The organism is Streptomyces sp. LARHCF249 (assembly GCF_052871255.1).
This window is the reverse complement of sequence record NZ_JBIXJQ010000021.1, coordinates 1-26366: the sequence shown is the minus strand read 5'-3', so window position 1 is coordinate 26366 and position 26366 is coordinate 1. Positions and strand designations below refer to the sequence as shown.

The following is a 26366-nucleotide window of genomic DNA, read 5'->3' as shown; positions in this document are numbered from 1 at the left end:
CCTTCACTGTGGGTCCTCACGCCGCGTGAGGTGCAAGCCCGCCCGTACGGCTACTTGCTCAGGCCCCGGAAGCGGCCCACCGCCAGCGGGAAGAAGACGGCCAGCAGCAGGAGCGGCCACCCGACGGCCAGCAGGCCGGCGTGCTCGAAGGCCCAGGACGGCGAGGCCGAGGCGGAGGCCGCCGCCGGGTTGCCGAACAGGTCGCGGACCGCCGTCGCCGTCGCCGACATCGGGTTCCACTCGACCACCGCCCCCAGCCAGCCCGGCATCGACTCGGGAGTGGCGAAGGCGTTGGACAGGAAGCCCACCGGCCACACCAGGATCTGCACCGCCTGCACCATCTCGGGCCGGCCCGCGACCATGCCCAGGTGGATCCCGATCCACAGCATCGCGAACCGCAGCAGCAGGAGCAACGCGAAGGCCGCCAGCGCGGCCGCCGCCGAGCCGTGCCAGCGCCAGCCGAGCAGCAGCCCGACCCCCGCCAGGACCACGAGGCCCACCGCCGACTGGATCATGTCCGCGACGCTGCGGCCGACCAGGACCGCCGAGGAGGACATCGGCATGGCGCGGAAGCGGTCGATCACCCCCTTCTCCAGGTCCCGGGTGACGGCCGTCATGGTCGACTCCAGCCCGAATGCCATGGTCAGCGCGAGCATCCCGGGCACCAGGAACTCGACGTACTCCCCGTCGATCCCCCGGCCGCCGCCCACCAGGAAGCCGAACATCAGCAGCAGCATCACCGGGAAGACCAGTCCGACGACCACCTGCACCGGCTGCCGCGCCCAGTGCGCCAGCTCGCGCCGGGTCATCGTCCAGGAGTCCGTGGCCACCCACGTCGCACTCATGCCGCCACGTCCTTCTTCTCCGTCAGGTGCAGGAAGACCTCGTCCAGCGTGGGCCGCCGGACCGCGAGGTCCTCCGCCTCGATGCCGGCGTCCTGCAGCGCCCGCAGGGTCAGGGTCAAGCCGGCCATCCGGTCCTCCACGGGGAAGCTGAGCGTCGAGGAGTCCGGGTCCACCGTCGGGTCCGGGAGCAGCGCCGCGGCCTGCGCCAGCCGCGCCGCGTCGCGCAGGACCACGACGATCCGGTCCGCCCCGACCAGGGCCTTCAACTCGTCCGCCGTGCCCTCGCGCGCCACCCGCCCCGCGTCGATCAGCGCGATGCGGTCGGCGAGCTGGTCGGCCTCCTCCAGGTACTGCGTGGTCAGCAGGACGGTCGTGCCGCCGCCGACCAGGGAGCGGACCGCGCTCCACACCTCGGCGCGGCCGCGCGGGTCGAGTCCGGTGGTCGGCTCGTCCAGGAACAGCACCTCCGGGTCCGTGATCAAGGACGCCGCGAGGTCGAGGCGGCGGCGCATGCCGCCGCTGTACTTCTTCACGGGCTTGCGGCCGGTGTCGGCGAGGCCGAAGCGCTCCAGCAGCTCCTGCGCCCGCAGTCCGGCCCGGCGCGCGCCCAGGTGGTACAGGCGGCCGAACATCTCCAGGTTCTGCCGCCCGTCCAGCTCCTCGTCCAGCGCCGCGTGCTGGCCGAGCAGCCCGATCCGGGAGCGGACGGCCGCCGCGTCGGTCCGTACGTCGTGGCCGGCCACCCGCACCACGCCCTCGTCGGGGCGCAGCAGGGTGCTCATGATCCGCACGGCCGTGGTCTTCCCGGCCCCGTTGGGGCCGAGTACCGCGTGGACCGTGCCGGGGGCCACCTCCAGGTCGAGCCCGGCCAGGGCGTGCTTGTCGCCGTACCGCTTGTGGACACCTTCGACGGAGATCGCCAACGCGATCGACTCCTTACTAGTCAAACTTGAATAGCAACCTGCAAGGTAGTGCCCGATGGAGGGCTAGTCAAACTTGATTACGGAGAACGGTGGGAAATTACGAGCAGGGCGGGCCGGACTGCGCGAACGGGTTCTCTTCGCCGTCCGCCAGCACCCCGACGAACGGCTCGCCGCCCTCCCCCGCGAAGGAGTACGCGCCCCCCTCGATCCGGGCGATCAGGCCCCGCGTCCACTCCGCCTCGGCGTCCGCGGAGTGGACCCACCTGTGCATGATCTCGCCGATGTGCCCCAGCTGCCCGGGCCCGTCCTGCGGCGTGTAGTAGTCCGTCACCGCCGACCGCCAGCCGGCCAGCTTCGACAGCCGCTCGCGCAGCAGCTCCAGCACCTCGGCCCGCGGCAGATCGACCATGAAGCCGATCGCCGCGGACAGCAGGTCCGCCTTCTGGTCGTACGCCGCCAAGGCCTCGCGCAGCAGCCGGAAGTACTCCGCGCGCCCCGCCTCCGTGACCTCGTACTCGGTGCGCGGCGGCCCGCCGGCGGCGCTGGGCGCCACCTCGTGCGCGTGCAGGACGCCCTGCTTCGCCATCTGCTTGAGCGCGTGGTAGATCGATCCGGGCTTGGTGTTGGACCACTCGTGCGCGCCCCAGTACTCGAGGTCGTTGCGCACCTGGTACCCGTGCGCCCGCCCGTGCTGGCGGACGGCGCCGAGGACGAGAAGCCGGATCGCTGACATGGGGCCAGGCTACTAAGCCGCCGTGTCAGCCCATGGCCTTGGTCCCGTCGAGGGTCTCGCGGACGATGTCCGCGTGGCCCGCGTGCCGGGCGAACTCCTCCACCAGGTGCAGGAGCATCCAGCGCATCGAGACCTTGGCGTCCTTCGGGAACCAGGGCGCCTCGGGCAGCGGGAAGACCTCGTCGAGGCTCGGCACGGCCAGGATGAAGTCCTCCACCTCCCGCGTCACCCCGTCCCAGAAGGCCAGGACCGACGGGATGGTCTCGCTCCCGACCAGCTGGAAGCCCTCGCCCCAGGCCTCCCGGCTGCGCCGCACCTCGTTGGGCTGCTGCTGGGCCAGCCGCAGCCAGTTGAGCTCGACCTCGGCCGCGTGCTTGAGCAGCCCCGACAGGGACAGCTCGCTGGCGCTGGGGCGGCTCGCGGCCTGCTCCTCGTCCAGTCCGAGCACGGATTCGCGCAGGGCCGTGCGCTGGGCCTCGACGAAGGCGAGGAGCGTGCCGCGCTCGTCGCCGGGGATCTCGGTGGAAAGCTGAGCCATGGTCTACCGCCTTCGGTTTCCGGTGTCTCTCCTGCTGACAAGGACCACGCTACGGAGCGATGCGGTCAGGTTCTGTCCTCTATGGGCCGGCGGTCACTGTGCGGCGGATTCCCCCTCCGGCCGCAGGGCGGGAAGGGCGGTGGCCGGCTTCGGCAGCAGGGCCTTGGAGAGGTCCTGCCTGCCCGTCGGGTCGAGCCCGTACATCGCCTCGTAGATCTTGCGGACCGCCGGCCCGGACGCACCCGAGCCGGTGCCGCCCTGGGAGATCGTCATCACGATCGTGTAGTCCTCGGTGTAGGAGGCGAACCACGAGGTGGTCTGCTTGCCCTGGACCTCGGCGGTGCCGGTCTTGGCGTGCATCGGGATCTGCTTCTGCGGCCAGCCGCCGAACCGCCAGGCGGCGCTTCCGTTGGTGGCCACCCCGGCGAGGGCCTCGTCGATGTTGTCGCGGGTCTTGGCGTCCATCGGGAGCCTGCCCTGCTCCTTCGGCGCGATCTCCCGGACCGAGGTGCCGTCGGCGCTGACGACCGCCTTGCCGACGCTGGGCTGGTGGAGCGTGCCGCCGTTGGCGATGGCCGCGTAGACGGAGGCCATCTGGACCGGGGTGACGAGCGTGTCACCCTGCCCGATCGAGTAGTTGATGGCGTCGCCCTCGCGCAGCTGGTTGCCCTGGCGGCAGTTCTCGTACGCGATCTTCTCGGCGAAGCTGCCGTTCTTCTTGCCGTCCCGGCACCAGGCGTCCTTGTTCGCCTCGAAGAAGTCCTGCTTCCACTTCCGGTCGGGGACCCGGCCGGGCACCTCGTTCGGCAGGTCGATGCCGGTGCGCTTGCCCAGCCCGAACTCGTGGGCGGTCTTGAGGAACCAGTCGTTCGGGTTCTTCTTCGGGTTGATGCCGCCGTCCTTCTTCCACTCCTGGTCCGCGAGGGCGTAGTACACGGTGTCGCAGGAGACCTCCAGGGCCCGGCCGATGGTGATGTCGCCGTGGCCCTGCGACTCGAAGTTCGTGAAGGTCTGACTGCCGACCGAGTACGAGCTGGGGCAGGGGTAGCGGTTGTTGAACGGGTACCCGGCGTTGACCGCGGCGGTGGAGGTGACCACCTTGAAGATGGAGCCCGGCGCCGCCTGGGCCTGGATGGCCCGGTTCAGCAGCGGGTAGTTCGACTCCTTGTCGGTGAGCGAGGCGTAGTCCTTGGCGGAGATGCCGCCCACCCAGGCGTTCGGGTCGTACGTCGGGTTCGAGGCCATCGCCACGATGCGGCCCGTCTTGGACTCCATGACCACGACCGCGCCCGAGTCGGCCTCGTAGTTCCGGCGGGTGTTCTTGTCGTACGTCCTGCGGGCGTCGATCATCGCGTTGTTCAGCTCGCGCTCGGCGACCGCCTGCACCCGGGAGTCGATGGAGGTCACGATGTTCGAGCCGGGCAGCGCCTTGTCGGTCTCGCCCTGGCCGATGACCCGGCCGAGGTTGTCGACCTCGTAGCGGGTGATGCCCGCCTTGCCGCGCAGCTCCTTGTCGTACGTGCGCTCCAGGCCGGACCGGCCCACCTGGTCGGAGCGCAGGTAGGGGGAGTCGGAGTTCTTCGCCTTGGCGATCTCCTCGTCGGTGACCGGCGAGAGGTAGCCGAGCACCTGGGAGGTGTTGGCCTCGTCGGGTGCGGCGTAGCGGCGCATGGCGGTGGGCTCGGCGGTGATGCCGGGGAAGTCCTCGGCGTGCTCGTGGATCTGGAGCGCCTGCTCGGTGGTGGCCTCGTCGCTGACCGGGATCGGCTGGTAGGGCGAGCCGTTCCAGCAGGGCTGCGGGGTCTTGGAGTCGCAGAGCCGGACCTTGTCGACGACCTCCTGCGGGTCCATGCCCAGGACCCCCGCGAGGCGGGTGAGGACGGCCTTGCCGCGGTCCTTCATGGTCAGCAGCTCGGTGCGGTTGGCGGAGACCACCAGGTGGGTCGCGTTGTCGGCGAGCGGCACCCCGCGCGAGTCGAGGATCGAACCGCGCACGGCGGGCTGGACCACCCGCTGGACGTGGTTGTTCTTGGCCTCGTCGGTGTACTCCTGGCCATTGCGTATCTGGAGGTACCAGAGCCGGCCGCCCAGGGTGAGCAGCAGCGAGAAGACCACGATCTGGATGACGACGAGCCGGTTCTGGACCCGAGGGGTCCGGCCGGTCTCGGGTATGTTGCTCAACTTGCACTCCCCCGGGCGGCTGCACGTGCGCCCGGTCGAGTCTAGGACCGTCGGGTCTCAGAACGGGAACCGGCTGCGCCCGTGCTGTACCGAGATCCACTTCTGGGTGGTGAAGGCCTCCACCGTGGCTTCGCCGTTGAGCCGGCCCAGGCCCGAGGCCTTCTCCCCGCCGAAGGCGGCCAGCGGCTCGTCCCCGATCGTGGAGTCGTTGACGTGGATCATGCCCGTCTCGATCCGCTGCGCGAAGCGGACGCCGCGCTCCACGTCCCGTGTGTGCACGGCCCCGCTCAGGCCGTAGGGGGTGGCGTTGGTCAGCCGTACGGCCTCGTCCTCGCCGTCGAAGACCACCAGCAGGGCGACCGGCCCGAAGATTTCCTGGCTCAGCAGCGGGGAGTCCTCGGGCAGGCCCGTCAGCACGGTCGGCTCGACCAGGTTGCCGCGCGTAGACCCGCGTACGAGTGCCCGCGCGCCGGATTCCACGGCCTGGTCCACCAGAGCGGTCAGCGCGTCGGCCTGGAAGGAGTTGATCAGCGGGCCGATGTGGGTGTCGGCCTCGTGCGGGTCGCCGGTCTTCAGGGCGCGCACGCGGGCGGTGAACTTCTCCGTGAACTCCTCGGCCACGGAGGCGTCGACCAGGATGCGGTTGGCGGCCATGCAGACCTGGCCCTGGTAGACGAAGCGGCTGAAGACGGCCGCGTCCACCGCGTAGTCGAGGTCGGCGTCGTCGAGGACGACGAGCGCGCTGTTGCCGCTGAGCTCGAGGACCGTCCGCTTGAAGTGGCGGGCGGCGACCGCCCCGACGTGCCGGCCGACCCGGTCCGAGCCCGCGAAGGAGATGACCTTGGGGACGGGGTGGGTCAGGAGCGCGTCGCCGATCTCGGCTATGTCGGTGACGAGGACGTTCAGCAGACCGGCCGGCAGGCCCGCGTCCTCGAAGATCTTGGCGATGACCCCGCCGCCGACCACGGGCGCGTTCTGGTTCGGCTTGATCACCACCGCGTTGCCCAGCGCCAGCGCCGGGGCGACCGACTTGAGGGTGACCAGGAAGGGGAAGTTGAAGGGGCTGATCACGGTGATCACGCCGACCGGGAGGCGCTGGACCCGGTTCTCCTTGCCCTCGACCGGCGAGGCCAGGATGCGGCCCTCGGGGCGGACGGCGAGCTGCATGGCCTCGCGGATGAACTCCTTGGCGAGGTAGACCTCGTACTCGGCCTTGGGACGCGTCCCGCCGAGCTCGTCGATCATCGCCTCGATGATCTCCTTCTCGCGCTCCTCGGTGATCCGCAGGGCGCGCTCCAGGACCGCGCGTCTGGTGTACGGGCTGGTGGCCGCCCATTCGCGCTGGGCGCGCTCGGCGCCGCGGTAGGCCTGGTCCACCTGCTCGACGGTGGCCACCGTGATGGCCGCGAGCTTCTCCCCGTTGTAGGGGTTGACGTCGATGATGTCCCACGAACCGGTACCGGCCAGCCATTCGCCGTCGATGTACTGGTGAGCCAGGTCGCTGAATATGGACATGCCATCCCTTACTGCGAGCGCGCACCCCTGCGCTGCACCGGAGACCGATCGGTCGTCATGCACTGATCAGGAGTCATAGTACGTTCGAATCAAGACAGTTGGAGCAGACCGCGGAGAAGATCCCTGGTCCGGTCGGCGTCGGGGCAGTCGGCCTGAAGCCGCTCCATCGCCCGCTCGTACTGCCCCACTTCCTCGTCCTTGTCCAGGTAGAGGGCGCTGGTGAGCTGTTCCAGATAGACGATGTCCTGGAGGTCGGACTCGGGGAAGCGCAGCAGGGTGAAGGCTCCGCTCTCGCCCGCATGGCCGCCGAAGGAGAAGGGCATCACCTGGAGCTGCACGTTGGGCCGCTGGGAGACCTCGATGAGGTGCTCCAACTGGCCGCGCATGACGTCGCGGTCGCCGTACGGGCGGCGCAGGGCGGCCTCGTCGAGGACGGCGTGGAAGACCGGCGCGTTCTCGGAGACGAGGACCTTCTGGCGCTCCAGGCGCAGCGCGACGCGGCGGTCGATCTCGCCGGCGGTGGCGCCGGGCATGCCGCGGCTGACGACGGCGTGGGCGTAGGCCTCGGTCTGCAACAGGCCGTGGACGAACTGGACTTCGTAGATGCGGATGAGCGAGGCGGCGCCCTCCAGGCCGATGTAGGTCTGGAACCAGCCCGGCAGCACGTCGCCGTAACTGTGCCACCAGCCCGTCGCGTTGGCCTCCCGGACCAGCCCCAGCAGCGACTCGCGCTCGGCGTTGTCCGTGACCCCGTAGAGCGTGAGGAGGTCCTCCACGTCTCTGGCCTTGAAGCTCACCCTTCCCAACTCCAAGCGGCTGATCTTCGATTCGGATGCGCGGATCGAGTAGCCGGCCGCCTCACGGGTGATGCCGCGGGATTCTCGGAGTCGCCTGAGCTGTGAGCCCAGGAGGATGCGGCGCACCACCGAACCGCTCGCTTCTGCGGTCACCAGTACTGCCCTCCCCATCGCAATTGACATGCGTGCGCGCGGGGCCCCCGCACCCCAGGGCCCGCAGTCTGCCACCAAAACGCATCGGCCCGTACTCGTTCTGTAACGGAATCCAGGCTCCTGGAAAAGAAGTCCGTAAGGATGCGTAGGAAGAAATGAGCAAGAACCATCACGGGAGTGGACAGGTCCGGCGCGTGCACGTGCATCTGCCCTTGCATCCGGCTCGCCCATTCGGAACGATGGTCCCCGCGCACCTGCGTGCTCTTCGCGCCGGCGCGGGACCCACCCCGCAGTTCTCTTTGGACGAGGCCACCTACTTCGTCCGCGAATCCCGGGAGTGCCTCGCATGGGGACGAATGGATCGACCATGCTCGAGCCGTTACGGCAGGGGCTTCCCCCGGTCGACCCCACGGCTGTCTCCGGGTCCGCGTCCTGCGCCCTGCCCGCCCGCCTGGAAGCGGTACGGGGGGCACGCTCCTTCTGCCGTTCGACGCTGTCCCAATGGGGTCTCGACGAGCGGTTCGACGATGTCGCGCTGGTCGTCTCCGAACTCGTCACCAACGCGCTGCGCCATGCCCTGCCCGAGGACCCGCGCCGCGCGGGCGGCGAGGCGGCGGACCCGGCGGTACGGCTGCACCTGATGCGGTGGAGCACCCGGCTGGTGTGCGCGGTGCGCGACCCCAGCGAGGACCGGCCCGGCGGTTCCTTCTCCCCCGAGCGGACCGAGGAGAACTGCGACCTGGAGTCCGGGCGCGGGCTGTTCCTCGTGGACTCCTACAGCGACAGCTGGGGCTGGCACCCGCTCGCGGGCCGGCTGACCGGCAAGGTGGTCTGGGCGCTGTTCCTGCTCCAGGACTGAGCGGAAGCGCCCGCTCCGAACGCCACGAACACGACAACTGGCCGGGACTGATCTCAGTGATCATTCCCGGCCAGTGCACGTGCATGGCTTGATGGGGTGCGCCGTTCCGTTGGCTGTCCCGTGCGGCGGATCAGCCGATCAGGTGATCGAACTCGCCGTCCTTGACGCCCAGGAGCAGGGCCTCTATCTCGGCCGGCGTGTACACGAGTGCCGGGCCGTCCGGGAAGCGCGAGTTGCGCATGGCGACATCGCCGCCGGGCAGTTTCGCGAACTCCACGCAGGATCCCTGCGAGTTGCTGTGTCTGCTCTTCTGCCAGGTCAGCTCAAACAAGGAAGCGAGTTCTGCAGCTGCCATCCCGTTGTACGCGTGGTCCACAGGAAGCCCCCGATAGTGCAGATGTCAACTGCACCGGATCATAGCTGTGTTCATAAGCGCATGCATGGGCAGATGCACGTGCACGCGCGGTGCCTCCCTGATCACAGAGCGGTCCTGCCGGGGCCGACCTCAGGGGCGCAGCGCCTCCGAGAGCTCGTCCAACGAGCCCAGCAGCTGCTCGCCCGCCTCCTTGAGCAGCCCGGGCCCGGGGCCGACGCCGTCCGCCAGCGCCGCCCTGACCTCGTCCCATTCCGGGACGCGGCGCTCGCGTACCGCCTTCGCGCCGGCCTCGGTGGCGGCCCGCAGCGCCTGCGCCAGGGCGGCCGCGCCCGGCGCCGGCTCTCCCCCGCCACCGCCGGGCGGGGGTCCCCCCGGCCCGAGGCTGGGGGAGTGCCCGCAGCCGCCATCGGGCAGGTGGGCCTCCAGGAGCATCGCGCCGCGGCCCAGCGCGGCCAGGGCGTCGCCCGCGCCGTCGGCGGCCGCGCGGGACAGCCCGCGGTGGCGCACCGGCTCCCCGGCGGCCCGTTCCAGGGCTTCCTGCCAGGCGACCCGGGCGTCGCGGGCGGCCAGCAGGGCCTCCCGCACATCGGCGCGCCGGGCCCCGGCCGGGTCGGCGTACTGGCTGAGCACCGCGGCCGCGTACCGTCCGTCGGCGGCGATCCAGTCCGCTAGGCGGGTCCGCAGCCGCGGGGTCTCCCAGGCCGGGTAGAGGGCGTAGCCGATCATCGCGAGCAGCCCGCCGACCAGGGTGAGGGCGACCCGGTCGGGCACGGTCTGGTCCCAGCGGACCCCGCCCATGCCGAGCAGGAAGACCACGTAGGCGGAGACGAAGACCTGGGAGACGGCGTACCCGGTGCTCATCAGGACGTACATCAGGCCCGCGCTGAGCACGGCGAGGAAGCCGGACAGGTACATGCCGGGATGCGCGAGCTGCACGATGCCGGTGGCGGCGGCCACGCCCACGAGGGTGCCGCCGAAGCGGGCCACGGCGCGCGAGTAGGTCTGCGTGAAGTCCGGCCGCATGACCATCACGGAGGCCATCGGGGCCCAGTAGGCGTGCCCGAACGGCAGCGCGCGGCCGATCACGAGGCCCGCGCAGGCCACGGCGGTCACGCGCAGGGCGTGCCGCAGGACCGGGGAGCCGGGGCGCAGTTCGGCGCGCACGGCCCTCAGGACCAGCGGCACCAGCCCCGGCAGGGTGGGCCGGAGCATCGACTCGCCGGGATCGGCGGTGCGCCCCGATCCCGGCTCGGCCGTCTCCAGTACGTCGTCCAGCAGGGCGGCGAGCCGGCGCGCGGCCCGCAGCGGCGCGCCGGACAGCAGGTCCGCCGTGTCGGGGGACTTCAGGACCGCCAGGGCCGGCGCGGGGAGGCGTACGGGATCCCCGTGCCGGATGGCCAGCGCGGCGGCATCCAGGACCGCCGCGGCGGCGGCGAGCAGGTCGCGCACCCGCTCCCGGCCCGGGCCCTCGGCGGGCGCGCCGACGGCCGGATCGGCGAGCGAGGCCAGCACGGGCCGGATCCGCTCCGCGAGCCCGCGCGCGCCGTGCAGTTCGGCGGGGCGCCGGCGGGCCTGGCGCACGGTCACGGTGGCGGCGGCGCGGGCCCTCATCAGCGGCTGCGGGTCGAAGGGCGCGAGGGGGTCCTGGCGCAGGCGCCGGGCGTAGTCGGCCTCCGCGGCCAGCGCGTCGGCGAGGGCGTCGCGCTGGGCGCCCCAGCGGCGGACCGGGAACAGCACGATGAGCAGCGCCTGGACGACCCCGCCGGCGGCGATCATCGCGGCGTGCCCGGCGGCCTGCGGCACGGAGGTGGGCAGGGTGACGGTGACCAGCATGATCGCCACGTTGCCGGAGGCGATGATCCCGGCGGTGGGGCCGGCCGCCCACATCAGGCCCGCGAGGAAGGTCCAGACGGCGAGCAGGGCGAGGAAGAGCGCGGTGTGCGAGGAGCCGACGAGGTAGCCGACGAAGGTGGAGACGGCCAGGGTCAGCCCGGCGGCGAGGGCGAGGGCGGGGCGCGGGCGCCAGCTCTTCTGGAAGGTGGCGATGGCGGCCATGAAGGCGCCGAAGGCGGAACTGGCCGCCGAGCCCGGTCCCAGGAGGGCGAGTCCCGCGGCGATGACGATCGCGAGGCCGGCGGTGGCGCGCAGCGCGACGAGGGGCTCCAGGCGGGTCCGCTCGACCGTCATGCCCGACCGGGCGGTCTCCTTCAGTGCCCGGAGCCAGCTCATGGCGCCGAGCGTATCCGGTTTGCCCCGCTGTGCCGTGATGTGGCCGGGCGTCGGACCGGGTCCGGGTGCGGCGCGCCGCTGCCGGGGCTCCGCCCCCGGACGCGCCTCAAACTCCCCCGCTACCGCGGCAGGGGTGTCTGCCGCCCGCCGACGTGCGCGGAATCGGCGGCCGCCGTCCCGTCCTCCCAGCCCGCGTGATCGGTGGCGCCCCGCAGCCGGGTCGTCGTGGTCCGCGGGAACATCTCCTCCGCCCGGCAGGTGACCGCCGCGTCCCGGGCGACGAGGGCCGGCAGGTGGTCGGGGGCCTCGCTCGCCGTGTGCTCCGCCGTCTCCGCGAGCCGCCGCCCGAGCCTGCTGGCGTACGCGAGCAGGAAGGACTGCCTGAAGGTCTTCGTCCGCTTGCGCCCGCCCGCGCGCTGCGCCGCCTCCGCGCGGGTCATCGCCGCCGTGCCCTGCACGAGCAGCGAGGTGTACAGCAGCTCCACCGCCTCGAGGTCGCTCTCGAAGCCGACCACCGTGGAGAACTCGAAGCCGCTGTTCCACACCGCCCGGCACCGGTTGGCCGTGGCCACCGCGTCGAGCAGCACCGCCTTGGCCTCCTCGTACGGCGGCTCGACGCCGATCCGGCACGCGCCGGGCACCTGGGCCGGGCCCTTGCCGCCGGCCGCGAGCAGCGCCTCGTCCACCGTGTGGCGTGCCATCAGCTCCTGGGCCTTGGCGCTGAGCGCCTCCGCCTCCTCGGGGTAGGTGGTCGCCTCGGCCTTCGCGAGCAGCGCGCGTATCCGGCCGAGCATGCGCGGCTCGATGTGCGCGTGCGCGGCGAGCGCGTCCGCCGGGTCGCCGGGCAGGGGGCCCACCGGTTCGATCGACGGCAGCCGGATCAGCAGCCGGAACACCTCCAGGAACGCGGTCGCCAGCGTGAACCGGTCCGTCCGCTCGCGCTGCGCGAGCCGCTCGGCGTACGACCCGTCCTCGCCCCACCACACCTCGGCGTCGGTCCAGCGCTCGGGGAGCCGGGCGTAGCGGCGCGCCTCGGCGGCGATCACGTCCCCGGCGATCCGCAGGTGCCGATCCTCGAGGTCGCGGCGGACCAGCCGGAGCACGTCGGCCGGCTGCCAGCCCCGCTCCCAGCCCTGCCGTACGTACGCCTCCCCGCGGCCCAGCAGCTCCCGGCCGATCCCGGCCCACCGCTCGGTCTCGGCGACCAGCAGGGACGCCCCGGTGTCCAGCCCGGTGTCGTCCTGGGCGTAGAGGGCGGCGGCGAAGGCTCGGTCGACGGTCTCGGCAAGGTCTCTCACACCTCTCAGCTTGGCATGTCCGCCGTGCCCTTCCCGGGGGCGGCCTCGCACCACCCCGGCCCACGGCACGGCGGCACTGTCCGACCCCGGTGGGACACTCGCACCCGTGAGCGAGAACGCCGGCCGCTGGGCCCTGGCCGAGGACGCCGACGGGCGATGGCACGCCGCGCCCGTCACCCCCGCGGGCGGGGCCCGGATCACCGTGCGCGACCCCGCCGAGGCCATCCGCACCGCACCCCCCGGCACCCGCTGGGTCTGGCGGTCCACCGCCGCCGTGTACCCCCGCCTGCTCGCCGCCGGCGCCCGCGTCGAGCGCTGCCACGACATCGAGGGCGTCGAGCTGCTGCTCCTCGGCCACGAGGGCCGCTTCGGCGAGCCCCGCTCGGCCGCCGCCGCCTGGGCCCGGCTCAACCACGCCCCCGTACCGCCCGACCCGCCGCAGCGCGCCGCCGAGCCCGGCGCCCAGGACTCCCTCTTCGACCCGCGGCCCGTCACCGCCGTCCCCCTCGACGCCCTGCTCGCCGTCCACGCCGACCAGGCGGGACGGCTCGACGCCACCGCCCACCCCGACCGCATGCGGCTGCTCACCGCCGCCGAGTCCGCGGCCTTCCTCGTCGCCGCCGAGATGCACCGCGCGGGCCTGCCCTGGCGGGCCGACGTCCACCGCGCCCTGCTGACCGAGCTGCTCGGCGAGCGGTACGCGGGCGGCGGGGAGCCCCGCCGCCTCGCCGAGCTGGCCGACCGGATCTCCGCCGCCTTCGGCCGCCGCGTGCGTCCCGAGCTGCCCGCCGACGTCATCAAGGCGTTCGCCGAGGCCGGGATCAAGCTCAAGTCCACCCGCCGCTGGGAGATCCAGGAGCTGGACCATCCCGCCGTCGAGCCGCTGCTCGCGTACAAGAAGCTGTACCGGATCTACACCGCACACGGCTGGAGCTGGCTCGCGGACTGGGTGCGCGACGGCCGCTTCCGCCCGGAGTTCCTCCCCGGCGGCACCCTCACGGGCCGCTGGGTGACCAACGGCGGCGGGGCCCTGCAGATCCCCAAGGTGATCCGCCGGGCCGTGATCGCCGACCCCGGCTGGCGGCTCGTCGTCGCCGACGCCGACCAGATGGAACCGCGGGTGCTCGCCGCGATCTCCCGCGACCCCGCCTTCATGGAGGTGGCCGGCCGGCCCGAGGACCTCTACACCGCCATCTCCCGCCAGGGCTTCTCCGGCGACCGCGACAAGGCCAAGCTGGCCGTGCTGGGCGCCGTCTACGGGCAGACCTCCGGGGACGGCCTCAAGAACCTGGCCGCGCTGCGCCGCCGCTTCCCGCTGGCCGTGGCGTACGTGGACGACGCGGCCAGGGCCGGGGAGGAGGGCCGGCTCGTACGGACCTGGCTGGGCCGTACCTGCCCGCCGCCGGCCGGGGCCCCCGAGGACGGCGAGGCCGGGATCCCGCAGGACCGGGAGGACTCCTGGAGGCCGGGCCACACCTCGGCCAACACCCGGGCCCGCGGCCGGTTCACCCGTAACTTCGTCGTGCAGGGCAGCGCCGCCGACTGGACGCTGCTGCTGCTCGCGGCCCTGCGGCAGAGCCTGGCCGGGATGCGGGCCGAGCTGGTGTTCTTCCAGCACGACGAGGTGATCGTGCACTGCCCGGCCGAGGAGGCCGCGGCCGTCGCCGAGGCGATCCGCGCCGCCGGCGACCGGGCCGGCCGCATCGCCTTCGGCGACACCCCGGTCCGGTTCCCGTTCACCACGGCGGTGGTGGAGTGCTACGCGGACGCCAAATAGCCCGGCCCGCCCACCGGTTCTTTCAGCCCAGTTCGCGGAAGTACACGTGGAAGCCCTCGCGGACGAAGCCCTCCGCCTCGTACAGCCCCTGGGCGACGGTGTTGTCGTACGCGGTCTCCAGCTGCACCCCGGCCACCCCGGCCTCCCGCGCCCGGCGCAGCACCTCGTGCAGCAGGGCCCGGCCCGCGCCGGTACGGCGGCCGGAGGGGGCGACGTACAGGTCGCCCAGCACCCAGACGGGCCGCATGGAGAGCGACGAGAACGTCCGGTAGACCTGCGCGAACCCCACCGTCCCGGCGCCCGGGACGTCCGCGAGCAGGACCTGGGACTCGTCGTTCGCGAGCCGTTCCGCCAAGAAGGCGCGCGGGCGCTCCGCGTCCTTCACGTCGACCTCGTAGAACTCCAGGTAGCCGCGGAACAGTTCCGCCGCCACGTCGAGGTCCGCCTCGCCCGCGCTGCGCACCGCGACACCGGACCGTGCTGCCTGACCGTTCATCCATGTCTCCCTTGATCCACTCCCGCGCGCCGGGACCATTGTGCGGGTGACCTGGCGGCCGGTGGCCAAGAAGTCTAAAAATCTATTCTAGAAATACTTCTGTATCGGCCACACTCGTGCCATGAACCAGACACCTGCCGGCTTCGGGCCGCCACCCGAACCGTTCGAACCGCGGCCCAGTGGCACAGGTGCCGGTACGGGCGGCCGGTTCAGGGGCCGCACGGCGATCGTCCTGGCGGCGCTGGTCGGCGTCCTGCTCGTCATCGGCGGCGGCGCGTACCTCGCGGTCGGCGGAGACCGGGGCCAGGACGGCAGGGACAGCAAGGATTCGGCCACGCCCACCGGTTCGCCCTCGGTCGACCAGGGCGACGGCAAGGGCCCCGGCGGCGGCCCCGAAACCTACGACCCCAATGCCGGCATCCAGCCCGGCGAGGCCCGGGTCTGGCTGCGGGACAACCAGACCGAGCTCGCCGGGGCGGGAGCCTCGCAGTACGGCCCCTGGCGGGTGGGCGACGTCGTGGTCAAGGCGATGTACAAGGAGGTCACCGGCTATGCGGTGGCCGACGGCCAGGAGAAGTGGAAGCTCCCGCTGCAGACGCCGCTGTGCGGGGTGCCGCGGGACCCGTCCCCCACCGGCAAGCTGGTCGTGGGCGTGAAGGAGACCGACTCCTCGACGTCGCACTGCAACCAGCTCCAGCAGATCGACCTCGCCACGGGCACGGCGGGCTGGAAGGTGCCGGTACCCCAGGAGAACGCCCGCGACAGCTCGCTCGAGCTGGAGATCGCCGTCTCCGGCGACACGGTGGCCCTGGCCCGGTCGGCCGTCATGAGCGGCGTCTCGGTCACCGACGGCAGGAAGCTCTTCGGTACCGCGAACACGAACGGCTGCTCCCCGAACGCGTTCGCCGGGGGCTCACGGCTGATCGCCCTGCGCCACTGCTTCGCCCCGAAGGAACCCGTCGGGTCCGCGCGGTCGATGGTCGAGGAGCTGGATCCGGCCACGGGCGGCTCCAAGTGGAGCCATACGTACGACAAGGGCTGGAACGTCGGCCGGGTGCTGTCGGTGGACCCGCTGGTGGTGGCGGCGTACCACAAGGAAAAGCAGGTCTGGAACATCACGGCGTTCACGCCCGACGGCAAGGTCCGCTCGCAGGGCGACGCCGGGTTCGCGGTCAGCGGCCGGTGCAACGGGTGGGGCAACTCGACCGGCTACCAGGAGTGCTACGCCGCCGTGGCCGACGCCGACACGCTCTACATCGGCGGGGGCCGGCCCGGCCAGTACCTCGGCATCGAGGACACCCTGCAGGTCGTCGCCGTCGACCTGAACACGGGCAAGGAGAAGTGGCGCACGGCCGAACAGCCGAAGGGCCGCACCATGTGGCCGATCGCCCTCGAGGGCGGCAGGGTCGTCGTCTACGTCTCGCCCGGCAGCGGGGAGACGGGCTCGGTCGTGTCCCTCGCACCGGCCGACGGCTCCTCGCAGCCGCTCCTGCAGAGTCCGGCGGCAGCCGCCGGGGCGGAGGACGTCTTCTACGACCACGGGGTCCGCATCTCCTGGGCGGGCGGACGGCTGTTCCTGCTCAACGGCAGGGTGGTCAGCCCGGAGCCCCAAGTGGCGAGCCGCGCCATCCTTTCCTTCGGCAAGTAGGCAAACACGTGCAGGAGGGGGACGGACCCGTGCAGAACCCGTACCAGCAGGGACAGTTCGGCCCGCCCGAGTGGCCGCCGACGCAGCCGCCGCAGCCGCCGACGCAGCCTCAGCTGCCGCGCCGGCGGGAACCGCGGAAGGGCCGGCGGCGGGCCGTCGTCGGCATCTGCGCGGTGACCGCGCTGGCGGTCGCCGCCGCCGTCACCGCCGTCGTGTACGTCCGGCGCGGGGCCGAGGACCGTGCCGCGGCGTCCGACCCGTCCAAGCCGCTCGTCAAGGGCTGGAAGACCGTGGTCAACCCGAAGCACGGCACCGCGTTCGACGTCCCGCCGGACTGGGAGGTCGCCGCGCCCACCGTCTTCAGCGGCTACACCGACCGCAAGAACCCGGACAAGGTCCTCATCGGGCACACGGCGCCCGCCTTCTACAAGTCCAAGTGGTGCAGCGTCGACGCGAGCGGCGACGGCCGGACCGAGGACGTCAGGCTCGCCTCCGCCGGCACCAAGGGCGCCGAAGGCGCGAAGGACACCGCCGAGATCGGCGAGAAGAACGCGCCGACCTGGGTCTACGCCGCGAACACCCAGCCCGACAAGAGCCGCGTGACCTGGGACAAGCCGGTGGAGTACCGCACGAAGGCCGGCGTCAGGGGCACGTACGTCAAGGCCCGCTCCGCAGGGGCCGCGCAGCCCAACCGCTGCGCCGGCGACGGCCAGGCGGTGGTGTTCGGCTTCAAGAACTCCAAGGGCGGCTTCGTCGCCTGGGACTTCCACGGCCGCACGGGCGTCCCCGGCGCGGTCGGCGACGACCTCATCATGCGCATCCTGAGCACCGTCCGCCTCTCCGGCGACCCCGAGGAGCCCGACCCCGCGGCCCCCTGACCGCCCCGGCGGTTCATTCCCCGGTCCGGATGTGCTGGATTCGGATGCATGCTCTATGTTGCAGGGGCAAAACACGGGGGACTTCGTATGGCGCACGCGCAGGAGCCGCGCCCCGGAGCGGTGGTTGGCGCTCGACGAGCCGAGACTGAGGCAACGGACGACGGATGGCACGGGACTACGACAGCCAGCTTCTGGAATCGGTGGCGGTACGCCGCCGCAGGATGAGGGACGCCCTGCTCTTCGGCGCGCAGCGGGCGCGGCGCACGGCGGACGAGCGGCTCGGGAAGCTGTTCGCGGGGATCGCCATCGCGGCCGTCCTCTGCGCGGGCTGCGTCGGGTGGTCCTTCATCCAGCACACGCTCGCGAAGCAGAAGGCCGAGCAGCAGAAGCAACAGCAGCAGCAACAGGGCCACATGCAGCCCCTCGGGCAGCCGTCGAAGGGGCAGCAGCAGCCGGGCGCGGCGAGCCCGTCCCCTGCGAAGTCGCCACCTCCGTCGAAGCCGCCGAAACCGCCGAAGACGGCCCAGCCCACGCCCTCGCACTCGGCCAAGTCGCCCAAGCCGACGCAGCCGTAGTCGTTGAGGAAGCAGCAGAGGCGTGCGGATCCGGGAGAGTTCACAGACCGGCAGCAGCGTCATGTCCCCTTGGCCCGAAAGGTCGCCATCCCGCGATGATAGGTTCCCGTAAGTGGTGAGCACAGCAACGACTTCCCGGGCGCAACTGAGCCGGGTGACCCTGGTCGGCGAGCGGCGCCGGGCCGATGTGGTCCTGCCCTCCGACACTCCGATCGGGCAGCTGCTCCCGGACATATTGCAGCTGCTCGACGACCGGGCCGCGTCGCGCCCGTTGACCCGTCAGCTGATCACGTCGGACGGTTCCGCGCTGCCGCACGACAGCACGCTCGCGTCGGCCGGGATAGCCGACGGCGCCGTCCTGCGGCTCGTCAGGAGCCACTCCGCGCCGCCCGCCCCCGTGGTCCACGACGTCACCGACCTGGTGGCCGACGACCTGGACCTGCAGGCCTGGCGCTGGCGTCCCGCCGCCCGGCGGGGCAGCGCGGGCGTGGCGACCGTCGCCTTCACGGTGACCGCCGCGCTGCTCGCCCGCCGCGAGTTCGCACTCGAATCGCTGACCGCCGCGCTGACCGCCGTCACGCTCGTCCTGATGGCGGCCGGCGCCGTCATCTCCCGGATCGGGCAGGGCAATCGGGGCCTGGCCACGGCCCTGCTGCTCACCTCCGGCGGGCTGGGCCTCCTCACCGCGTGGACCGCCGCCGACGCCTACGACTGGTCGGGCATCGCGCGGCTCGCCGCCGTCGCGGGTGCGCTCGTCCTGGCGCTCGTGCTGCTCGGCTACTTCTCGCCGCTCGGCCGCGGCGGGCTGATCGGCGCCGTGGCCACCGCCGTGATCACCGCCCTGTGGGAGGCCGTCGCCGCCCTCCAAGGCGATCCGGCCCGGCTCGGCGCGGTCATGGCCCTGGTCTCGGTGGTGGTGCTGGGCCTGCTGCCGCGGCTCGCCCTGATGGCCTCGGGGCTCACCGCACTCGACGACCGCCGCTCGGGCGGCGCCTCCGTCAGCCGCCACGAGGTGGGCAACGCGCTCGCCGCCACGCACCGCGGGCTCGCCCTCGCGACGATCGTCACCGCGATCTCCGCGGCCGCCGCCGGCTGGCTGCTGACCCTGGCCGAGAAGCCGTCCGTGTGGACGGTGGCGCTGCCGGCGCTCGTCGCCGTGGTGCTCCTGTCGAGGGCGCGGGCCTTCCCGCTGGTCGCCGAAGTCGTGGCGCTGATCGTCGCCGCGGCGCTGCTCGTCGTACGCCTCGTGATGCTGTGGACCGAGCACGGCGCAGGCGCCGGACCGCTCGCCGTGCTGGGTCTTGCGGGGCTGCTGCCGCTGCTCGTCCTCGCGGTGCAGCCGCCGGAGCACGTGCAGGTCCGGCTGCGGCGCACGGCCGACCTCGTCGAATCGGTGGGCATGGTGGGGCTCTTCCCGCTCGCCGTCGGGGTGTTCGGCGTGTACGGGCAGCTGCTCAACAAGTTCTGAGGAAGAGGGCAGGGGCAGACATGCGACACGGAGACAACTGGCAGGGCGACGTCCTGCGCGACCTGAGGGGCGGAGCGCAGCTTCCGGCCCAGGGTCCGGGCGGCCCGCAGCAGCCGGTGCCGGGTCCCGGCGCGCCGGCCCCCGCCCCCGGCGCCGCGGATCCCGCGTACGGGTACCCGCCGCAGGGCCCGGCCGGAGCGGCGGCCGCCGCCGTGCCCCCGGACTACCCCCAGCCGCAGGCCCAGCCGTATGCCCAGCCGCAGCCGCAGGCCGCGTACGCCCCGGCAGGGCGCGGGCAGGGCGCCCCCGCCCCGGAGTCCCGGCCGGCGGTGGACCGGAACCTCACCGGGGCCGGCCGCAAGCCCCGGCACGGTGAGCCGTTCGCCGCCCGCGCCCTGCGCGCCGTACGCAGAACCGTTTCCTCTTCGGCCGCCCGCGAGGTGGCCGAGGCCACCCGCGCCGCCGAGCTGCTCCAGCAGCCCGTGACCACGGGCCGCCAGATCGCCGTCACCTCCATCCGCGGCGGCGCCGGCAAGTCCACGGTCTCCGCCCTGCTCGGCACCACGTACGCGCACTACCGGCAGGACCCCGTCCTGTTCGTCGAGGCCGACCCCGCCCTGGGCTCGCTGCCGATCCGCCTCGGCGCCGAGACCCTGCGCTGGACCACCGGCGACGTCGCGGGCATCGTCGAGCCCCAGATGTCGCTGCTCGACGTCACCGGATACCTGGTGCAACTCCGCGACAACGCCTGGCTGCTGCCCGGCAGCCAGGGCCAGATCGGCGCGATGCTCGACACCCGGTCCTACGAGCGGGCCATGGTCGCGCTCCGCCGCTACTTCGGCGTGACCGTCGTCGACTGCGAGACGCTGCCCGCCGAGGTCGCCCGCGTCGCGCTGTCCGCCTCCCAGGCCCGCGTCCTGGCCACCCCCGCCACCCTGGACGGCGTCAGCAGCACCTACGCGGTCCTCCAGTGGATGCAGGGCCTGCCCCCGCACGTGATGGCGAGCACCGTCGTCGTGCTCACCGAACAGGCGCCGCACTCCGGAATCGACCTCGCCGAGGCGGCCCGCACGCTCCAGGCCGCAGGGCCGAGCGTCCACGTCCTGCCGTACGACCGCCACCTGGCGGACGGCGGCCGGATCCGTACCGAACTGCTCGCCCACTCGACCAGGCAGACCGCCGCCCGGCTCGCCGCGGACGTCTTCCAGCTCTCCCAGAAGCGCCACTGACGATGAGTACCCGACTGATCCACCGCCCGGCGCGGACCATCAGGCCCCCGGCGGCCCCCGCGGCACGCACCATCGAAGCACCGCCCAACCTCCCCGAGGGGAAGGCGGGCAACATCGCGATGTCGCTGCTTCCCGTGGCCGGGGTCATGTCGTCCGTCGTGATGATGACGGTCGTCCGCAACAGCCAGTTCGCCGCGCTCGGCGCGCTGATCCTCGTCGTCACCATCGTCGGCTCCCTCGCCCTCGTCTTCTCGCAGCGCGGCAAGGCCCAGCGCACCCGCCGCACGCAGCGCGAGGCCTACCTCGCCTACCTGGAGGACCTGCGCGAGGAACTGGCGGGCGAGGAGCGCGAACGCGGCGAGCACGCCGACGTGCTCAACCCGCCGCCGCACGCCCTGTACGACATCGTCCGCGACCCGGCCCGGCTGTGGGAGCGCCGCCGCGTCGACGGCGATTTCCTGCGCGTGCGCGTCGGCACCGGCGAGATGCCCGTACGCGACCTGCAGATCGGCCAGCAGGGATCCACCGTCCTCACCCCGCCCGACCAGTTCATGCTCAACGAGGCGTCGGCGCTGACGGCCCGCTTCCGCAACGGCACCGAACTCCCGCTCACCGTCCCGCTCGACCGCGTCGGCAACATCAGCGTCATCGGCCCCCGCGAGGACTGCCTGCGCGTCGCACGCGCCCTGCTGGTCCAGACCGCCGCCCTGCACGCCCCCGACGACGTGGCGATCGCGCTCGCCGTGCCCGGCGACCGGCTCGAGGACTGGGAGTGGGCCAAGTGGATGCCGCACCTCCTGGACACCGAGCAGCTCGACGGCCCCGTCGCCGCCCGCCGCATCGCGCCCTCGGCGGCCCAGCTCGCCCGGCAGGTCGGCCCGGAGCTGCGCCGCCGCGCCTCCTACGCCGCCGAGGTGCGCCGCGGACTGTCCGGCAAGGACGCCCTCGCCATGACCTCCCGCCTGCTCGTCGTGACCGACGGACACGGCGAGGACGCCGTCGAACTGCCGCGCCCCGACGACGCGGTCGGCCTGCGCGAGATGGGCGTCACCGTCCTCCACCTGCTCGAACAGCGGGTCCAGGAGCCCGGGCACGTCGGCGTGCGGATCACCGTCGACGGCGACCAGGTGCTCATCGAGGACCTGCGCCAGGACCAGCCCATCAGCGCCCACGGCACCGTGGACGAGGTCGGCATCCCCTTCGCCGAGGGCCTGGCCCGGATGCTCGCCCCGCTGCGCCTGTCCGCCGAGTCCCTCATCGACGCCCCGCTGTCCGGGCCCGTCGACTTCGCCGACCTGCTCGGCATCGACGACGTCGCCCGTCTCGACCTGCCGAGCCTGTGGGCCCCGCGCGGCGAACGCGCCTTCCTGCGCGTGCCCATCGGCATCAGCGACTCCCGCGAGCCCGTACTGCTGGACCTGAAGGAGTCCTCCGAGCTGGGCATGGGCCCGCACGGCCTGTGCGTCGGCGCCACCGGCTCCGGCAAGTCCGAACTGCTGCGCACCCTCGTCCTCGCCCTGGTGGCCACGCACCCGCCGGAGGACCTCGCCCTGGTCCTCGTCGACTACAAGGGCGGCGCCACCTTCGCGCCGTTCGCGGACCTGCCGCACGTCGCCGGTGTCATCACCAACCTGGAGAACCAGGCCGGCCTCGTCGAGCGCGTCCACGCCTCGCTCGCGGGCGAGGTCAAGCGCCGCCAGCAGGTCCTCAAGGACGCGGGCAACGTCGCCGACATCGGCGACTACGCCGCGCTGCGCGCCGAACGCAGGCCCGACCTGGACCCGCTGCCGCACCTGTTCGTCGTCATCGACGAGTTCGGTGAACTCCTCACCGCCAAGCCGGACTTCATCGACCTGTTCCTGTCCATCGGCCGCATCGGCCGCTCCATCGGCGTGCACCTGCTGCTGTCCAGCCAGCGCATCGAGGGCGGCAAGCTCAAGGGCCTGGACACCTACCTCTCGTACCGCCTGGGCCTGCGCACCTTCTCCGCCGACGAGTCCCGTACGGTCCTGGACACCACGGACGCCTTCCACCTTCCGCCGCTGCCCGGTTTCGGCTACCTCAAGGTCGACACCAGCCACTACGAGCGGTTCAAGGCCAGCTACGTCTCCGGCGCCTACCGGGGACCCGTACAGCGCGAGGAAGAGGACAGCGGCCCCCTCGCCCTGGAGTACGAGGCCTTCAACACCCTGTCCAAGCCGGAGAGCACGGGCGCCCAGGAGCCCTCCGCACGGCGCCGCGAGACCGGCCCGACCGAGATGGGCGTCATCGTCGACCAGCTGCAGAACGCCGCCGGTCCCGTGCGCCGCATCTGGCTGCCCCCGCTGCCCGACGCGATCGCCCTGGACACGGTCGCCGGCCCGCTCGACGTGGGCGCGCGCGGCATGCAGCTGGCCAAGCGGCGCGGGCGGCTCACCGTACCGCTCGGCCTGCTCGACGACCCGACCAAGCAGTGGCAGGGCGAGTGGTACCTCGACCTCACCGTCGCGGGCGGGCACGCCGCCGTCATCGGCGGCCCGCAGTCCGGCAAGACCACCCTGCTGCGCACCCTGGTCCTCTCGCTCGCGCTGACCCACACCCCGCAGGAGGTCGGCGTCTACGGCCTCGACCTGGTCGGCGGCGGCCTCCAGGCCCTGTCGGGCCTGCCGCACGTCGGCGGGATCGCGGGACGCGCCGACCGCGAGCGCGCGGCCCGTACCGTCGAAGAAGTACGCACCATGCTCGCCCTGCGCGAGGACGTGTTCCGCGAGCACAACATCGACTCCGTCGAGCAGCTGCGCACCCTGCACGCCGCCGGCCGGCTCCCCGAGCTGGCCTCCGCCGAGATCGTCCTGGTCATCGACGGCTTCGGCGCGCTGCGCGACGACTTCGAGGACCTCGACGACGCCGTCGTCGACATCCTCAAGCGCGGCGGCGGCTACGGCATCCACGTCGTCGCGGGCATGCTCCGCTGGAACGACGTCCGCATCGCCACCCAGTCGAACTTCGGCACCCGCGTCGAGCTGCGCCTCAACGATCCCAGCGAGTCCAGCATCGAGCGCAAGCTCGCCGAGACCCTCTCCCCCGACGAGCCCGGCCGCATCCTGACCGACGGCAAGCTCTTCGCACAGGTGGCGCTGCCCCGTACGGACGGCCTGCGCGACACCGCCGAGCTGGGCGCGGTGCTGGAGCGCACCGCCCGTACGATCCGCGCCACCTGGAGCGGCGAGGCCGCCCAGCCGGTACGGGTGCTGCCGCACCTGCTGGAGCCGCACCTGCTCCCGGGCCCGGTCGCCGAGCCCCACCGGGTGCCGATCGGCCTCGACCAGACCGCGCTGGCGCCCGTACTCCTGGACCTGTTCCGGCACGACCAGCACCTGCTGGTCATGGGGGACAGCGAGTGCGGCAAGACGAACCTGCTGAAGACGATCGCCGGCGGGCTCATCGAGCGCTACGGGCCGGACGAGCTGGTCTTCGCCATCATGGACCCGCGGCGCAGCCTGCGCGGAGTGGTCCCGGAGGAGTTCAACGGCGGCTACGCCTACAACACCAAGATGTGCGCCGGGCTGGCCGCGGGAATCGCCACCGAGCTGGAGCGGCGGCTGCCCGACGACAGCGCCCCCCTGGAGGACCTGGAGCCGGGCAGCTGGGGCGGCGGTCCGCGGATCGTGGTCCTCGTCGACGACTACGACGTGCTCACCACCGCGGGGCAGTCGCCGCTCGCCCCGTTCGTTCCGTACATCCCGTCGGCCGTGGACATCGGCCTGCACTTCGTCCTGACGCGCCGCGTCGCGGGCGCCTCGCGCGGCATGTACGAGCCGCTGGTGCAGGGCCTGCGCGAATCGGGGGCCTCGGCGGTCGTCATGGCGGGCGACCGGGGCGAGGGCCAGCTGTTCCCGGGGGTGTACGCCGCCCAGCAGCCCGCCGGCCGCGGTGTGCTCATCCGCAGGGGCCAGTCCAACCGCCTGATCCAGACCGTGTACACGCCCGAGTAACGCCCTTGCCCCCGGCCCCGCCCCTGCCCCTGGCCCTGCTCCTCGAATCCCGGACTGCGAAGGACCGTACGACCCCATGACCAAGGACGTCATAGCCCTCACGCCGAAGATGCCCGATCCGTGGGCGGTGCTCGCGGGCCTCCTCGCCGGGGGCCCGGACAAGCTGGTGAACGCGACGGGCGAGGGCGCGGTCGTACAGCTCTGCGACGAGCAGGGACGGCCGCTGGTCTCGGTCGAGGCGCCGCTGCTGGTGCAGGTCGAGGGGGAGGCCGAGCGGCTGCTGGGGGCCACCCCGCCGCGCGTGCCGTTCTGGTGGACGGAGGCCCGCGCCACCACCGGCGTCCCCGACGCGGAGCGCCTCGCGGGGACCTTCGCGGCCCGCCTCGCCTCCCTGGCCGGGGGGACGGCCTGGCCGCCGGAGATGGCGCGCTCGCTGGCCGTCGTGCAGACCGACGGGGTCAGCGTCGCGCCCACGCCGGCCGCGGCGCAGCCCGCCGTCGACGTGCTGACCCCCAACGTCGCCGTGGTCATCATGGACCGCCCGGTCGTCGCCATGACGGCCTGGCTCTCCGACGCCTTCCGGGCCGCCGCGGCGGCCGAGCGCGGCCTGCAGGTCGTCACCCCGCCCGGGACCCTGCTGTCCCCGGCGGTGCTCGCGAACATGCCGGAATGGCCCTCGCGGTGGGTCGTGCAGGACGAACGGGAGGGCTACTACGACGGGCTCTCGGGCGCGGTACTGCGCTGGCAGGAGGGCATGTTCGCCACCGTGGTGTCCGAGGACGCGACCGAGGACGCCGCCGATGACGACCCGCGCACCCCGGTCGCGGCCTCGTACAAGGAGGTCGCGGAGACGGCCGAGCGGCAGCTGGCCGTCACCTTCCGCACCGTCCACCCCGCGGACGACCGGCTGGTCCTCGGCGGCGCCCTGGAGACGGTGTGGCGCGAGCTGACCGGCGGGCCCCCGGCGGGCTGGGGCACGGCCGAACCGGCCAACCTGCCCTGGTCCCCGGGCCGGCTGACCGACGTGGCGTTCGCGCGGGCCCCCGAGCCGACGTGGTTCGTGGTGGTGGGCAGCCCCGAGCGCCCCGGCCTCGCCACGGTGCGGATCAGCCGTACGAAGGCGGGCGTCGAGGAGACCGTGACCCTGGCCCTCGGCTACGGCGCCGGCGAGGAGCCGCCGCTGGACGCCCTGCCGCGCACCGCGGAGGCGCTCGCCACCCGCCACCACCTCCAGTCGATGCTCGTACAGCTCCGCAAAGCGCGCCGCGACCTGCTGGTACCGCCGCGCTTCGAGGGGCCGGGCGTCCCGCTGGCCTTCGCACTGGGCGCGGAGGAGGTCCGGGCGATGCCTGACGACCGGGCCCGGCGCACGCCGCTGCCGCAGCAGCCGGTGCGGCTGGGGCCGAAGAACCGTCCCGCGTACTACTACCCGCTGCCGGGGGACCCGTCGGACCTGTCGGGGTGGGCGGACTTCGAGCGGCTGATGGCCCATCTGAAGGGCTCGTGAAGATGTCTGGCGGTTTGTCATAGCCAGGTCACAACCCACTCGTTGCTGGTTGCAGGAGCGATGTAGGTTGATGGAAAGTTGATAGAACTGAACACACTTACGTTCGTTCTGATGTGCGGGGGAGTGGGATGAAGTTCGACATGGGGACGCAGGTTCTGTCGAACCTGATGTCGGGGTCGCGGACCTCGAATACGGATCTGGGTTCGCTGATCAAGCAGCTGGTGGCTGCGGCGCAGCCGTTGGAGGGCAAGTTCCAGGGGCAGGGCAAGGTCGCGTTCGACTCGTTCAAGCTGCGTGCGGACGGGATCGCGAAGGAGCTGAACGCTTCGCTGGCGGCCATTTTGGGTGGTCAGTCGGGGATGGAGCA

20 protein-coding genes and 1 pseudogene are annotated in these 26366 nt (G+C 72.6%); 10 read left to right on the top strand and 11 right to left on the bottom strand.

Features of this window, described 5'->3' with window-relative positions; translation table 11 throughout:
• Positions 1-50: 50 nt before the first annotated feature.
• From ACIPUC_RS35775 to ACIPUC_RS35745, 7 genes are all read right to left on the bottom strand, one after another.
• Positions 51-845 carry an ABC transporter permease gene (locus ACIPUC_RS35775; protein WP_446594561.1) on the bottom strand — a complete coding sequence of 265 codons (795 nt, stop codon included), beginning with the start codon at positions 843-845 and terminating at the stop codon, positions 51-53.
• A complete protein-coding gene (locus ACIPUC_RS35770; protein ID WP_446594560.1) occupies positions 842-1768 on the bottom strand; it encodes an ATP-binding cassette domain-containing protein in 927 nt (308 codons plus the stop codon). The genes ACIPUC_RS35775 and ACIPUC_RS35770 overlap by 4 nt, the downstream gene beginning before the upstream one ends.
• Before the next feature lie 97 nt (positions 1769-1865).
• Entirely contained in the window at positions 1866-2501 is a 636-nt protein-coding gene (locus ACIPUC_RS35765; protein WP_446594559.1) for a PadR family transcriptional regulator, read from the bottom strand.
• Positions 2502-2526: 25 nt separating this feature from the next.
• On the bottom strand, positions 2527-3039 hold the full coding sequence (locus ACIPUC_RS35760) for a DinB family protein (protein ID WP_446594558.1): 513 nt from the start codon (positions 3037-3039) through the stop codon (positions 2527-2529).
• A gap of 93 nt (positions 3040-3132) precedes the next feature.
• A complete protein-coding gene (gene mrdA / locus ACIPUC_RS35755; RefSeq protein ID WP_446594557.1) occupies positions 3133-5220 on the bottom strand; it encodes a penicillin-binding protein 2 in 2088 nt (695 codons plus the stop codon).
• A gap of 57 nt (positions 5221-5277) precedes the next feature.
• Complete coding sequence (locus tag ACIPUC_RS35750; RefSeq protein ID WP_446594556.1) at positions 5278-6735, bottom strand: aldehyde dehydrogenase family protein; 1458 nt, start codon at positions 6733-6735, stop codon at positions 5278-5280.
• 89 nt (positions 6736-6824) lie between these two features.
• Complete coding sequence (locus tag ACIPUC_RS35745) at positions 6825-7703, bottom strand: helix-turn-helix domain-containing protein (protein WP_446594555.1); 879 nt, start codon at positions 7701-7703, stop codon at positions 6825-6827.
• A gap of 328 nt (positions 7704-8031) precedes the next feature.
• Here ACIPUC_RS35745 and ACIPUC_RS35740 point away from each other — a divergent pair, with 328 nt between their 5' ends.
• Positions 8032-8544 carry an ATP-binding protein gene (locus ACIPUC_RS35740; RefSeq protein ID WP_446594554.1) on the top strand — a complete coding sequence of 171 codons (513 nt, stop codon included), beginning with the start codon at positions 8032-8034 and terminating at the stop codon, positions 8542-8544.
• A 130-nt stretch (positions 8545-8674) separates the two neighbouring features.
• On the opposite strand, the gene ACIPUC_RS35735 is transcribed toward ACIPUC_RS35740, so the two are convergent.
• The 3 genes from ACIPUC_RS35735 to ACIPUC_RS35725 form a co-directional block, all read right to left on the bottom strand.
• Positions 8675-8920: a DUF397 domain-containing protein gene (locus ACIPUC_RS35735; protein WP_030656519.1), complete on the bottom strand. Its 246-nt coding sequence runs from the start codon at positions 8918-8920 to the stop codon at positions 8675-8677.
• Between the two features lie 129 nt (positions 8921-9049).
• A complete protein-coding gene (locus tag ACIPUC_RS35730) occupies positions 9050-11149 on the bottom strand; it encodes an FUSC family protein (protein ID WP_446594553.1) in 2100 nt (699 codons plus the stop codon).
• Positions 11150-11268: 119 nt separating this feature from the next.
• Entirely contained in the window at positions 11269-12447 is a 1179-nt protein-coding gene (locus ACIPUC_RS35725) for a DUF2786 domain-containing protein (RefSeq protein WP_446594552.1), read from the bottom strand.
• A gap of 76 nt (positions 12448-12523) precedes the next feature.
• On the opposite strand from ACIPUC_RS35725, the gene ACIPUC_RS35720 reads away from it, so the two are divergent.
• On the top strand, positions 12524-14224 hold the full coding sequence (locus ACIPUC_RS35720; protein ID WP_446594628.1) for a bifunctional 3'-5' exonuclease/DNA polymerase: 1701 nt from the start codon (positions 12524-12526) through the stop codon (positions 14222-14224).
• A gap of 22 nt (positions 14225-14246) precedes the next feature.
• Here the strand turns inward: ACIPUC_RS35720 and ACIPUC_RS35715 are convergent, their stop codons facing one another.
• Positions 14247-14720 carry an N-acetyltransferase family protein gene (locus ACIPUC_RS35715; RefSeq protein ID WP_446594551.1) on the bottom strand — a complete coding sequence of 158 codons (474 nt, stop codon included), beginning with the start codon at positions 14718-14720 and terminating at the stop codon, positions 14247-14249.
• Between the two features lie 121 nt (positions 14721-14841).
• Between ACIPUC_RS35715 and ACIPUC_RS35710 the strand changes: the two genes are divergently transcribed.
• The 8 genes and pseudogenes from ACIPUC_RS35710 to ACIPUC_RS35675 all read left to right on the top strand — a co-directional run.
• On the top strand, positions 14842-16368 hold the full coding sequence (locus tag ACIPUC_RS35710; protein WP_446594550.1) for an outer membrane protein assembly factor BamB family protein: 1527 nt from the start codon (positions 14842-14844) through the stop codon (positions 16366-16368).
• A 29-nt stretch (positions 16369-16397) separates the two neighbouring features.
• Positions 16398-17246: a hypothetical protein gene (locus ACIPUC_RS35705; protein WP_446594549.1), complete on the top strand. Its 849-nt coding sequence runs from the start codon at positions 16398-16400 to the stop codon at positions 17244-17246.
• A gap of 164 nt (positions 17247-17410) precedes the next feature.
• Positions 17411-17668, top strand: a pseudogene (locus ACIPUC_RS35700) (hypothetical protein); the annotation flags it as partial.
• 265 nt (positions 17669-17933) lie between these two features.
• Positions 17934-19289: a type VII secretion integral membrane protein EccD gene (gene eccD, locus ACIPUC_RS35695; protein ID WP_446594548.1), complete on the top strand. Its 1356-nt coding sequence runs from the start codon at positions 17934-17936 to the stop codon at positions 19287-19289.
• Between the two features lie 20 nt (positions 19290-19309).
• Positions 19310-20518, top strand: coding sequence for a MinD/ParA family ATP-binding protein (locus tag ACIPUC_RS35690; RefSeq protein WP_446594547.1), 1209 nt, complete (start codon positions 19310-19312; stop codon positions 20516-20518).
• A 2-nt stretch (positions 20519-20520) separates the two neighbouring features.
• Positions 20521-24492 carry a type VII secretion protein EccCa gene (gene eccCa / locus ACIPUC_RS35685; protein ID WP_446594546.1) on the top strand — a complete coding sequence of 1324 codons (3972 nt, stop codon included), beginning with the start codon at positions 20521-20523 and terminating at the stop codon, positions 24490-24492.
• A 76-nt stretch (positions 24493-24568) separates the two neighbouring features.
• Entirely contained in the window at positions 24569-25999 is a 1431-nt protein-coding gene (locus tag ACIPUC_RS35680; protein WP_446594545.1) for a DUF6177 family protein, read from the top strand.
• Positions 26000-26127: 128 nt separating this feature from the next.
• Positions 26128-26366 (top strand): hypothetical protein (locus tag ACIPUC_RS35675; RefSeq protein WP_446593045.1); only part of this gene is annotated, 239 nt, incomplete at its 3' end.